An 11,292-nucleotide genomic window follows, 5' to 3' on the forward strand; every position below is an offset into this window, starting at 1 on the left:
GCAAGCCCGCTCCCACGCAGCGGGCTTGCCCCGCGATGGCTGTTAAGCAGCATCGTTCACCGACGCCACCTTTGCGGTGGCCTCCTAGCAGGGACCCAATTACCCACCCCAGGCACAGGAGCAAAGCAATGACTACCTCACCTGACGACAAACGCCCACAGCCAGACCCGGCCGAAGACAACGCCTTCTTCCCCTCGCCGTATTCCCTCAGCCAGTTCACGTCAAGCAAGTCCGACCTCAGCGGCGCCGACTACCCGGCCCCTTATAAAGGCGGGCGCTGGAAAATCCTGCTGATCGGTGCCGATGAGCGCTACCTGCTCACCGACAACGGCACGCTGTTCTCCACCGGTAACCACCCGGTGGAAACCCTGCTGCCCATGTATCACCTGGACAAGGCCGGCTTCGCCTTCGACGTGGCCACCCTGTCGGGCAACCCGGTCAAGTTCGAATACTGGGCCATGCCCGGTGAAGACCAAGAGGTGCTGGGCCTGTTCGATCGCTACCGCAAGGCGTTCAAGCAGCCACGCAAGCTGGCCGAGGTACTCGAGGGCTCGCTGGCCGACTACATCGGTGTGTTCATCCCCGGTGGCCACGGCGCGCTGATCGGCCTGCCGCACAGCAAGGAAGTCGGGCAAGTGCTGCAATGGGCCGCCGATAACGACAAATTCGTCATCAGCCTGTGCCACGGCCCGGCCGCGTTGCTGGCCGCCGGGCACCTCTACAAGGGCTACAAGATGTGTGCCTTCCCCGATGACCTGGATGCCAAGACCCCGGACATCGGCTACATGCCCGGCCACCTGACCTGGAAGTTCGGCGAGCGCCTCAAGGCCTGTGGCGTGGAAATCATCAACGACGGTATTTCTGGCGCCGTTCACCAGGACCGCAAGCTGCTCACCGGCGACAGCCCGCTGGCGGGCAATGCGCTGGGCAAGCTGGCCGCCGCGGCGCTGCTCAAGGCCGCCAGCGGCGGGTGATCGGCACGCTTGTCACCAAAGTGGCGCCCTGGGCGGCTTAGCCCTCGTGCGCCACGCTCAACACCACCTTGCCGATATGCCGGCCCGACTCCATCAACTCATGGGCCTGGCTGGCCGCCGCCAGCGGCAAGGTGGCATGGATCAGCGGCTTGACCGCGCCACTGTGCACGTGGCGCCAGGCCTGAGCCTGCAGCTCGGCGAGAATCGCCGCCTTGTCGTCGGCACTGCGCGCGCGCAGGGTCGAGCCGATATGGGTCAGGCGCTTGGTCAGCATGGGGAACAGGTTCACCTCGCTGGCCGGCCCTTTGATCACGCCGATCTGCACGATGCGCCCGTCCATGGCGGCGGCCTGGAAGTTCCGCGCCACGTAGTCGCCGGCAATGATATCGACGATCACATCCACGCCCTTGCCCTCGGTGTGCAGCATCACCTGCTCGACGAAGTCTTCGCGGGTGTAGTCGATGGCCACATCGGCGCCCAGTTCAAGGCTGGCGGCCTGCTGGGCAGCGTCCTTGACCGTGGTGAAGATCTGCGTTGCGCCAAAGGCCTTGGCCAGTTGGGTGGCGGTGGTGCCGATGCCCGAGGCGCCGCCATGGATCAGGATGCTGTCACCGGCCTTGAAACCGCCCCGCTGGAACAGGTTGACCCACACGGTCATGAAGGTTTCCGGCAGCGCCGCCGCCTCGATCATGCTCAGCCCCTGGGGCAGGTGCGCGGTGGTGCGCTCATCGGCCACGGCGTATTCGGCATAGCCGCCACCGGTTACCAGGGCGAGCACGGCATCGCCAAGGGCGAATTGACTGACCTGTTCGCCCAGTGCCACCACCTTGCCTGCGATTTCCAGGCCGGGGATGTCCGAGGCACCGGCGGGCGGGTCGTACAGGCCCTTGCGTTGCAGCAGGTCTGGGCCGTTGACGCCGGCGGCGTGGACCTCGATCAGCACTTCGCGCGGGCCGGGCCGGGGCGTGTCGCGGATGGTCGGCTGCAGCACCTGCGGGTCGCCGGGCTGGGTGATCTCGATAGCAGTCATGTGGCGGGGAAGGATGTGACGCATGGTGACCTCTGTCATTCTGAACAACGTGCCGCACAGGGTAGGGCGCAACCACCTTGCGGTCGCGCGGCGTTTTTGCGGCGCACCGTTGCAGATTTTCTTCGAGGAACGCGCTGATGAATTGGGATGACGCACGCATGCTGCTGGCACTGAGCCGCGAACGCACCTTGCGCCGGGCGGCGCGGGTGCTGCGGGTCGATCAGGCCACGGTGGGGCGGCGGGTGGCGGCGCTGGAGGCCGACCTGGGCTCGACCCTGTTCCTGCGTACGCCCGCGGGTTATCAGTTGACCGCCAGCGGCGAGCTGGCGGCGGAACTGGCGCAGCAGATGGAGCGCGCGGCGCTGGAATTAGCCGCACGGCTGCAGGGCACCGACAACGAGTTGGCCGGGGAGGTGCGGATAGCGACCACCGATTCGCTGGCCTGCGACTTTGTCTTGCCGGCCCTGGCGCAGTTGCAGCAGAGCCATCCGCAGATTCGGGTGATCCTTGCCAGTGGCTCGGAGCTGGTCAACCTGTCCCAGCGCGAGACCGATATCGCCATCCGCAACCTGCGCCCCGACAACCCGGACCTGGTCCTGCGCAAGCTGGCCAGCTGGTCGCTGGGCCTGTTCGCCAGCGACAGCTATGTACAGCGCTGTGGCGAGCCGGGCGAGGGCGACGGTTTCACCGGTCATGAACTGGTGGTCTACGAGCCGTATTGGCGCGGCAACCCGTCACCGACTTTGGTGGATGAGCCGATAGGCCAGGCGCGGGTGGCGCTGGCGGTCGGCTCGAACCTGATGTTGCGGCGGGCGATCGCCAGCGGCTTGGGCATCGGCGAAATCCCCATCGAGCTCGGCGAGCGCGACGGCCTGCGCCGGCTGTGGCCGACCCGTGCGCGACGCAAGCCCTATGAGGTGTGGCTGGTCACCCATCAGGACTTGCGCCACACCGCACGGATGCGGGTGGTGATCGAGGCGCTGGTGCGCGCCTTCGCCATGCCATCGGCTGGCTGACGAAGGCACCTGTTCAGCTGCGCACGAACGCCAGCAGATCGGCGTTGATGGTCTCGGCATGGGTGGTCGGCATGCCGTGGGGGTAGCCTTGGTAGAGCTTGAGCGTGCCGTTGCGCAGCAACTCGGCCGAGCGCACCCCGGCGTTTTCGTAAGGCACGATCTGGTCGTCATCGCCGTGCATCACCAGTACCGGGATGTCGATGCGCTTGAGGTCTTCGCTGAAGTCGGTCTGGGAGAAGGCGACGATGCCATCGTGGTGCGCCTTGGCGCTGCCCATCATGCCCTGGCGCCACCAGTTCAGGATCACCCCTTCGGCCGGTTTCGCCCCGGGCCGGTTGTAGCCGTAGAACGGCCCGGCGGGTACATCGTGGAAGAACTGCGCGCGGTTGGCCGCGACCTGGGCCTGGAAGTCATCGAACACCGATTTCGGCAGGCCGCCGGGGTTGCTCTCGGTCTGCACCATCAGCGGTGGCACGGCGCTGATCAGCACGGCCTTGGGCACCTTGTCCTGCGGATGGCGGGTGAGGTAGCGGACCACTTCGCCACCGCCGGTGGAATGGCCGACATGCACGGCGCCCTGGCTGCCGAGGTGGTTGACCACGGCTGCCACATCGTCGGCGTAGTGGTCCATGTCGTGGCCATCCCACACCTGGCTTGAGCGGCCATGGCCACGGCGGTCATGGGCGATGACCCGGTAGCCGCGTGCCAGGAAGTAGAGCAACTGGGCATCCCAGTCGTCGGCGCTGAGCGGCCAGCCGTGGTGGAAGTGAATGGCCTTGGCGTCCCGTGGCCCCCAGTCTTTGTAGAAGATTTCCACACCGTCTTTCGTCGTGACGAAGCCCATGATCGCTTCTCCTGTGTGATGAGCCTGCGCAGGCAGCCTGAGTTGTCAGGCCGTCGAACAACTGTAGGAGCAAACGGCGCTTGCCCATGACCTTCCGTCTTGTAATGAACCCCGCGCGGGTGCAGAATTCACGCCAATTACGTAATACGTACCACGCTACGAAATATCGGAGACAGCATGGCCCGGGCCGGCATCAGCAAAGCGCAAGTTCAGCAGGCTCAGCAATCGCTGATGGCCAGGGGCGAGCATCCCACCATTGATGCAATACGTATCGAACTCGGTAATACCGGCTCTAAAACCACCATTCACCGGCACCTCAAATCCCTTGAGCAGCAGCCCGTCGGCCTGGCTGACAGCACCAGCCTGAGCGAGCCGCTGACGCGGCTGGTCGCGCAACTGGCGGCGCAACTGCAAAAAGAAGGGCAGGCGCGCATCGACGCGGCCGAGGCGCTGCACAACGAACAGTGCGCGCAGTTGCAGCTGCAACTGCAACTGAGCCAGCGCGCATTGGCGGCTGCCCATCAGCAGCATCAGGTTCAGGCCAGTGCGTTGCAGGCCGCGTCGGACAAACTGGCTACCACCCAGGCCAGCCTGCAGGCGGAACTGTTGCGCAGCGCCAGCCTTGATCAGGCGCTCGGTGAGCTGCAGCTGCGCCTGGCCGACAAGGACGCGCAGATCCGCTCGCTTGAAGACCAGCAGCGGCGTGTCGACACCCAGGTGCGGCAGTTGCAGGGCCAGTTGCAAACCCTGCAGCAGGGTGGCATCGCCCGTCAGGAAGAGCTGACCCGCCTGCACCGCGACAACGAACGCCTGCTGGCCGAGCAGCGCCAGGCGGTTGCGCAACGCACTCTGCTTGACGGCCAGCTGGAGCAACGCGATGCCCAGGTGCAAGGCTTGCGCGCGATTCTTGCCCAGGCCCAGGGTGCCGGCGAAGAACTGCGCCGTCAGTGCGCCGAGCGCGACCAGCAGCTGGCCCAGCTGCGCGCCAGCCAGCAGCCAGGATGAGCGGGGCTGCGACCCACTAAGCGGCTACCGGGCAGGCTATAGTCATTGCCGTCGAGAGTTGGATGACAAGGGATCCAGATGTGCGCAGCCAGGAAGCAGACTGAGGAGGGCGCCTTTGCCGTGACCGGCGAGGGCCGTGCCGTGGCGTTGTTCCGCCTGGTGCTGGGTTTCATGGCCGTGGTGATGCTGGCCTTCATGCTGATCGAGGGCTGGCGGATCTGGCGCGATTACCGCCAGGCCTTTTTCAACGCCGAGAACGCGGTGACCAACCTGGCCCGGGCCACCGCCCAGCACGCCGAGGACGCCATCCGCCAGGTCGATGCCATTACCGCGGCGCTGGCCGAGCGCCTTGAGGGCGATGGCTTCGAACACATCGACCGGCCGCGCCTGCATGCGCTGCTCAAGCAGCAGGTGCAGATCATGCCGCAACTGCACGGGTTGTTCGTCTACGCGCCGGACGGCAGCTGGGTGGTCACCGACCAGGACGTGGTGCCGGCCAATGCCAACAACGCCGACCGTGACTATTTCATCTACCACCGCACCCACGCCGACCGCCAGGTACGCATCGGCGAGGTGGTGCGCAGCCGCTCGACGAATGACCTGATCATCCCCATCTCGCGCCGCCTGGACTACCCTGACGGTCGCTTTGCCGGGGTGCTGCTGGGCACCATCAAGGTCGATTGGTTCGTGCGCTACTACGGCGACTTCAAGATCGACGAGCGCGGCGCCCTGGTGCTGGCCAAGCGCGACGGCACCATCCTCGTGCGCCGGCCATTCGTCGAGCAGGTGATCGGCCGCAGCCTGGCGGGCAGCGATATCTTCCGCAAATACCTGCCCTATGCCAGCGAGGGCGTGGCCGAGGCGGTGGCGGTGGTTGATGGCACCCCACGTTTGTATGGATTTCGCGCGTTGTCGAGCTACCCGCTGGTGGTGGAGGCGGGGTTGTCCCGCGAGTCGATCATCGCGCCGTGGCGCCACGACATGCTCAAGTCGCTGGTGGTGCTGGTCTTGCTGCTGGTCGGGGTGGCCGGCTTTGGCTGGGTGGTGCTGCGTCAGTTACGCGAACGCATCGTCATCGAGCGGGCGCTGCACCAGGCCCACCAGACGCTCAAGGCGCTGGCCCTGACCGACAGTTTGACCGGGCTGGGCAACCGCCGGCGGCTGGACGCGGTGCTGGAGCCGGAGCTGCGTCGGGCGCGTCGGCAGGGCTATGCGGTGGCGCTGGTGATGCTCGACCTCGACTATTTCAAAGCCTACAACGACCGCTATGGGCACCTGGCCGGCGATGAGTGCCTGCGCCGTTTCGGCGGGCTGTTGAAGCAAGTGCTCAAGCGCCCGGGCGACCTGGCGGTGCGCTATGGCGGCGAGGAGTTCACCCTGTTGCTGCCCAATACCGATGCCCAGGGCGCCAGCCAGATCGTCCAGGAAGTCCTGCAACTGTTGCGCCGCCAGGCCATCGAACACGCTGGCAGCCCGCTGGGGCAGGTGTCGGTCAGCGCCGGCATCGCCGTGGGGGCGCCCACCCTGGAGGCGGTGACACCAGAAAACCTGATGGCTGCGGCGGATGCGGCGCTGTATCAGGCCAAGCACCAGGGCAGGGACAGGTTTTGCCTGGCGGGCAGCGTGGAGGTCGGCGTGCAGCCCTGAGCGTCTAAACGGCTAGCCGCATGGCACAGCGATCTTCAAGCCCATGCGCCCGTTCGCCTGCCAATATCGTTTTGAGGCGCTGATCCAGCGCCGCATCCCCCAGCCGCTCGAACCCATAACGCTGGTAGAACGGCCCATTCCACGGCACTTCGCCAAAGGTGGTCAGCGTCACTGCCTGCAGCCCGAGCTGGTGCGCCGCTGCCACCGCCCGATCCAGCAGCTGCCGGCCAAGGCCTTGGCCCTGGGCGTCCTGGCGGACCGACAGCTCATCGATGTGCAGCACCGCGTCGATACGGTTGGCACACAGGAAACCCAATGGCCGGTCCTGCGCATCCACCGCCACCCAGCTGGTGCCCGCCAGGAAAAATTCGGCATGCGCTGCTTCATCCATCACCTCGCTGTCGGCCAGCCAGGCCAATGTCGGGTACTGCCTGAACGCCTGGGCGGCGGAGCGTTCGATGGCGGGCAGCAGGGGGAGGTCGGTGGCGAGGGTGGGGCGAACGGTCATGGCAGGGGCTCGAGGTGGGTAGTGGGATTGTGCCCTAAAGCCAGAGGTGATCAAGATCGATGCTGGCCTGGGCCGGCCTAATCGCTGGCAAGCCAGCTCCCACAGGGTTATGCGATCGAGGTAGGAGCAACTGTATTTGTAGGAGGGGCCGTGCAAGTTCGTTGTGTGGGAGCTGGCTTGCCAGCGATGAGGCCCGTCGAGAGTGTTTGCATTGTTAGTGTTATAACGTAACATTTGCAGCTCTCACCGACCAAGGTCTCCCTCCGTGATCCGCAGAAACCCTTCCGGCCATCTCCCCGAAATCGCCGCCTCGGCCTACATCGACCACACCGCGATCATCTGCGGCAAGGTGATCATCCACGACAACGTGTTCGTCGGCCCCTACGCGGTGATCCGCGCCGACGAGGTGGATGCCAGCGGCGACATGCAGCCGATCGTCATCGGCGCCAACTCCAATATCCAGGATGGCGTGGTGATCCACTCCAAATCCGGCGCCGCGGTGCGCATCGGCGAATTCAGCTCCATTGCCCACCGCTCCATCGTGCACGGCCCGTGCGAGGTCGGCGACCGGGTGTTCATCGGCTTCAACAGCGTGCTGTTCAACTGCAAGGTGGGTGACGGCAGCGTGGTGCGGCACAACTCGGTGGTCGATGGCCGCGACTTGCCGGCGCGTTTCTACGTACCGCCCACCGAACACATCGGCCCGCACACCGACCTTGCCAGCTACCCGCCGGTGAGCGTTTCGGCCTCGGAGTTCTCCGAGGACGTGGCGCGCACCAACATCGACCTGGTGCAGGGCTACAAGGCCCTGCACAACGAGTTCTGAGCATGGACACGCTGCTGGTACGCAATGCCCGGCTGGTCAACGAGGGGCGCGAGTTCGACGCCGACTTGCTGGTGCGCCACGGCCGCATCGAGCGGATCGGCGCAAGCATCGACAACGTGCGCGCAGATCGGGAGATAGACGCCAAGGGCGCCTTCCTGCTGCCGGGGATGATCGACGACCAGGTGCATTTCCGCGAGCCGGGCGCGCCGCACAAAGGCAGCATCGCCAGCGAGTCGCGGGCGGCGGTGGCCGGGGGCATCACCAGCTTCATGGACATGCCCAACACCAGCCCGCCAACCCTGACCCGCGAGGCCCTGGCCGACAAGCGGCGCCGGGCGGCGGCGGGGTCGCAGGCCAACTATGGCTTTCACTTTGGCGTGAGCCGCGACAACCTCGACACCATTGCCGCCCTCGATCCACGTGAAGTGGCCGGGATCAAGGTGTTCATGGGCGCGTCTACCGGCAACCTGCTGGTGGACGACCCGCAGGTGCTGGAAAAGTTGTTCGTCTATGCGCCGACCATCGTCCTCGCCCATTGCGAACACACGCCCAGCATCCTCGACAACGAGGCCTGGTGGCGTGACCGACACGGCGAATTCATCCCGCCGGCCGCGCATCCGCTGATTCGCGATGCCGAGGCCTGCTATCGCTCGTCCAGCCTGGCCGTCGAGCTGGCCCGGCGCTTTGGCACCCGGCTGCACGTGCTGCACCTCACCACCGCGCGGGAGCTGGCGTTGTTCGAGCCCGGCCCGCTGGCCGGCAAGCGCATCACCGCCGAGGTGTGCCTGCACCACCTGCATTTCGACGACAGCGACTACGCCAGCCTCGGCCACCTGATCAAGTGCAACCCGGCGATCAAGACCGCCAGCGACCGAGAGGCGCTGCGCCGGGCGCTGGCCGAGGACCGCATCGACGTGATCGGCACCGACCATGCGCCGCACACGCTGGAGGAAAAGCGCCGAACCTACAGCCGCGCGCCGGCCGGCTTGCCGCTGGTGCAACACGCGTTACCGGCGGCGCTGGAGCTGGTCAGCGAGGGGGCCTTGAGTTTGGCGCAGGTGGTGCGCAAGACCAGCCACGCGGTGGCCGAGTTGTTCGCCATTCGTGAGCGGGGTTTCTTGCGTGAAGGGTATTGGGCCGACTTTGCCCTGGTAGAGCGCCTGGCTGTGCCGCGCCCGGTGGCGGCCGATCCGGTGCTGGCCCATTGCGGCTGGACGCCGTTTGCGCAGCGCAGTTTTCACCATGTGGTGCGCAGCACGGTGGTCTCCGGGCAATTGGCCTGGCACGAGGGGCGGGTGCAGGACGGCTGCCAGGGGCTGCCATTGATGTTTGAGCGCTAGCCCAACCGCCGGCGGCGCGGTCGGTGTGGGAGCTGGCTTGCCAGCGATTGGGGCGCAAAGCGCCCCCAGAATTTCACAGGAGTACACCAATGACCGAAGACGAACTGCTGCGCCAGCCTGTCAGCGCCTACATGAACGAACCCCAACGCCAATACTTCCGCAACCTGCTGCTGGCCGAACGCGACGCGCTGCAGGCCCGCATCGACCAGGAATTCCGCGCCCTGCGCGAGCAGGAGGTGCACAGCGACCCGGCCGATATCGGCAGCGCCGAGGAAGAACGCCATTGGCAGCTGCGCTCGCTGGAACGCGAAAAGAAGCTGCTGGACAAGATCGACCATGCGCTGGAGCGCCTGGCCCGTGGCGAGTACGGCTGGTGCGAGGAAACCGGCGAGCCGATCGGCCTGCGCCGCCTGCTGCTGCGGCCCACCGCCAGCCTGAGCATCGAGGCCAAGGAGCGCCAGGAGCTGCGGGAGCGGCATCTGCGCCACGACGCTTAATCGCTGTTCAGCGCCAGGGCCTGCAGCTGCCAGCGCACCGAGCTCACGCCTTTTTCCAGGCTCACCCGGCTGACCAGGCGTTCCAGCGTGGCGGGTGCCTGCGGGTTGCCCAGCAGTTCGGCACGCACTTCCAGGCGCGCCGGGTCAGCCAGGTCCTCGCTGTGCAGCGACTGCAGGCGCAGGCCTGGGTCGCTGAGGCTGTGCAGCATCAGGCTGCGCACCTGGATCTCGTCCTCGGCGCGGCAGACGATGCGCACTTCGAAACGCTGCTCGACCTCGCTGGCCGGCACCACATCCTGGCGGTCCAGGCGTTGGGCGATGTCACGCAGCAGGATATTGGCGCACAGCACCACCAGGCTGCCCAACGCGGCCTCCAGCAACAGGCCGAGGCTGCACAGCACCCCGACCGCGGCGGTGCACCAGAGGGTCGCGGCGGTGTTCAGGCCGCGTACGTTGAAGCCGTCGCGCATGATCACGCCACCGCCCAGAAAGCCGATGCCCGACACCACATAGGCGGCGATGCGCGAGGCATCGCTGGGGCTCATGCCCGGCACGGCCTGGGTCATCAGCACAAACAGGCAGGCGCCGGTGCTGACCAACGCGTTGGTGCGCAGGCCGGTCAGGCGCTGACGCAGTTGCCGCTCGGCGCCGATCAGCGCGCCGAGTACCAGGGCCACGCTCACGCGCAGCAGAAAGATTTTCCAATCCATAGCGAACCTCGTTTCACAGGCCTTGGCCCATGCAGGCGCCGCTTGCACAGCGGCGCGGTTGAAAACGGTGAATGCGCAGGACCACGGGCCGGCACGCCAACGAAGTGGCGGGGCGGGGAAGAGGAGGAGGGGTAGGTCGTCTGAGACCTGAGAAAACCACCGTCTACCGAGTGCGGCGAGACAGTGGCAGGGACACTGCCGGACTAGCTCGCCGTGTGGGCCTGTCGCAAGCGACTGGGGCTACTGTCCAATGCAGGGGTCTCCTGTGCGGGGGATGCTTGAATGCGCGGCGGACCTTACGCCTTGAGCCTGGCAGGGTCAAGGCTGGGCGCATGACATTTGTGTTACGGCGGGCGCGTGCAGGTGGGCGGCCTTCATGGAACATCGGCGCTGGGCAGTGGTACCCTTGCGCCTTTCGTTGCCAACCCCCGGACCCTCCCATGCTGTTCAATCTCGCCGTGCTGTTCGGCACCCTGGTGGCCATGGAGGGCGTCGGCACGCTGGCCCACAAGTACGTCATGCATGGCTGGGGCTGGTGGCTGCACCGCTCGCACCATGAACCGCAGCTGGGCATGCTGGAAACCAATGACCTGTATCTTGTCGCCCTGGGCTTGATCGCCACGGCGCTGGTGGCACTGGGCAAGGCCGGGCACGCGCCGTTGCAGTGGGTGGGCGGCGGTGTGGCGGGGTATGGCGTGGCCTATGTGCTGGCCCATGACGGCTTTTTTCACCGGCACTGGCCACGGGCGCCGAAGCCGGTCAACCGCTACCTCAAGCGCCTGCATCGGGCGCATCAGTTGCACCATGCGGTGAAAGGCCGCCAGGGCAGTGTGTCGTTCGGGTTCTTCTATGCGCCGCCGTTGCGGGTTCTGAAACAGCAGTTGAAACGCCGGCA

General features: G+C 66.2%; 13 protein-coding genes. 9 read left to right on the forward strand and 4 right to left on the reverse strand.

Annotated elements, in window-relative coordinates; translation table 11 throughout:
• Window positions 1–128: 128 nt before the first annotated feature.
• Window positions 129–974 (forward strand): glyoxalase III HchA, encoded by an 846-nt coding sequence (hchA, locus tag ACQ4N9_RS25735; protein ID WP_390969309.1) that lies wholly within the window; start codon window positions 129–131, stop codon window positions 972–974.
• Between the two features lie 37 nt (window positions 975–1,011).
• Here the strand turns inward: hchA and ACQ4N9_RS25740 are convergent, their stop codons facing one another.
• Entirely contained in the window at window positions 1,012–2,004 is a 993-nt protein-coding gene (locus tag ACQ4N9_RS25740) for an NAD(P)H-quinone oxidoreductase (protein WP_390969341.1), read from the reverse strand.
• A 22-nt stretch (window positions 2,005–2,026) separates the two neighbouring features.
• On the opposite strand from ACQ4N9_RS25740, the gene ACQ4N9_RS25745 reads away from it, so the two are divergent.
• The gene (locus ACQ4N9_RS25745) at window positions 2,027–2,155 is read left to right on the forward strand and encodes a hypothetical protein (RefSeq protein WP_390969311.1); all 129 of its coding nucleotides are present in this window, start codon (window positions 2,027–2,029) and stop codon (window positions 2,153–2,155) included.
• Window positions 2,142–3,020 (forward strand): LysR family transcriptional regulator, encoded by an 879-nt coding sequence (locus ACQ4N9_RS25750; RefSeq protein WP_390969313.1) that lies wholly within the window; start codon window positions 2,142–2,144, stop codon window positions 3,018–3,020. Before ACQ4N9_RS25745 ends, ACQ4N9_RS25750 begins: the two co-directional genes overlap by 14 nt.
• Window positions 3,021–3,033: 13 nt before the next feature.
• On the opposite strand, the gene ACQ4N9_RS25755 is transcribed toward ACQ4N9_RS25750, so the two are convergent.
• Window positions 3,034–3,864: an alpha/beta fold hydrolase gene (locus tag ACQ4N9_RS25755; protein ID WP_390969315.1), complete on the reverse strand. Its 831-nt coding sequence runs from the start codon at window positions 3,862–3,864 to the stop codon at window positions 3,034–3,036.
• A 177-nt stretch (window positions 3,865–4,041) separates the two neighbouring features.
• Here ACQ4N9_RS25755 and ACQ4N9_RS25760 point away from each other — a divergent pair, with 177 nt between their 5' ends.
• Window positions 4,042–4,869, forward strand: a complete 828-nt coding sequence (locus ACQ4N9_RS25760) for a DNA-binding protein (protein ID WP_390969317.1) — start codon at window positions 4,042–4,044, stop codon at window positions 4,867–4,869.
• Between the two features lie 78 nt (window positions 4,870–4,947).
• Window positions 4,948–6,516, forward strand: coding sequence for a sensor domain-containing diguanylate cyclase (locus tag ACQ4N9_RS25765; RefSeq protein ID WP_125858540.1), 1,569 nt, complete (start codon window positions 4,948–4,950; stop codon window positions 6,514–6,516).
• A gap of 4 nt (window positions 6,517–6,520) precedes the next feature.
• On the opposite strand, the gene ACQ4N9_RS25770 is transcribed toward ACQ4N9_RS25765, so the two are convergent.
• Window positions 6,521–7,024: a GNAT family N-acetyltransferase gene (locus tag ACQ4N9_RS25770; RefSeq protein ID WP_390969319.1), complete on the reverse strand. Its 504-nt coding sequence runs from the start codon at window positions 7,022–7,024 to the stop codon at window positions 6,521–6,523.
• A 265-nt stretch (window positions 7,025–7,289) separates the two neighbouring features.
• Between ACQ4N9_RS25770 and ACQ4N9_RS25775 the strand changes: the two genes are divergently transcribed.
• From ACQ4N9_RS25775 to dksA, 3 genes are all read left to right on the forward strand, one after another.
• Window positions 7,290–7,850, forward strand: coding sequence for a carbonate dehydratase (locus tag ACQ4N9_RS25775; protein WP_110996531.1), 561 nt, complete (start codon window positions 7,290–7,292; stop codon window positions 7,848–7,850).
• A 2-nt stretch (window positions 7,851–7,852) separates the two neighbouring features.
• Window positions 7,853–9,190 carry a dihydroorotase gene (locus tag ACQ4N9_RS25780; protein ID WP_390969321.1) on the forward strand — a complete coding sequence of 446 codons (1,338 nt, stop codon included), beginning with the start codon at window positions 7,853–7,855 and terminating at the stop codon, window positions 9,188–9,190.
• A gap of 89 nt (window positions 9,191–9,279) precedes the next feature.
• A complete protein-coding gene (dksA, locus tag ACQ4N9_RS25785) occupies window positions 9,280–9,687 on the forward strand; it encodes an RNA polymerase-binding protein DksA (protein ID WP_390969323.1) in 408 nt (135 codons plus the stop codon).
• On the opposite strand, the gene ACQ4N9_RS25790 is transcribed toward dksA, so the two are convergent.
• Window positions 9,684–10,397 (reverse strand): MgtC/SapB family protein, encoded by a 714-nt coding sequence (locus tag ACQ4N9_RS25790; protein ID WP_390969325.1) that lies wholly within the window; start codon window positions 10,395–10,397, stop codon window positions 9,684–9,686. The two genes, dksA and ACQ4N9_RS25790, sit on opposite strands and share 4 nt — an antisense overlap.
• Before the next feature lie 440 nt (window positions 10,398–10,837).
• Between ACQ4N9_RS25790 and ACQ4N9_RS25795 the strand changes: the two genes are divergently transcribed.
• Window positions 10,838–11,292 (forward strand): sterol desaturase family protein (locus ACQ4N9_RS25795; protein WP_430934040.1); only part of this gene is annotated, 455 nt, incomplete at its 3' end.

The organism is Pseudomonas sp. ES1 (assembly GCF_050586605.1).
GTDB classification, from domain to species: Bacteria; Pseudomonadota; Gammaproteobacteria; order Pseudomonadales; family Pseudomonadaceae; genus Aquipseudomonas; species Aquipseudomonas sichuanensis.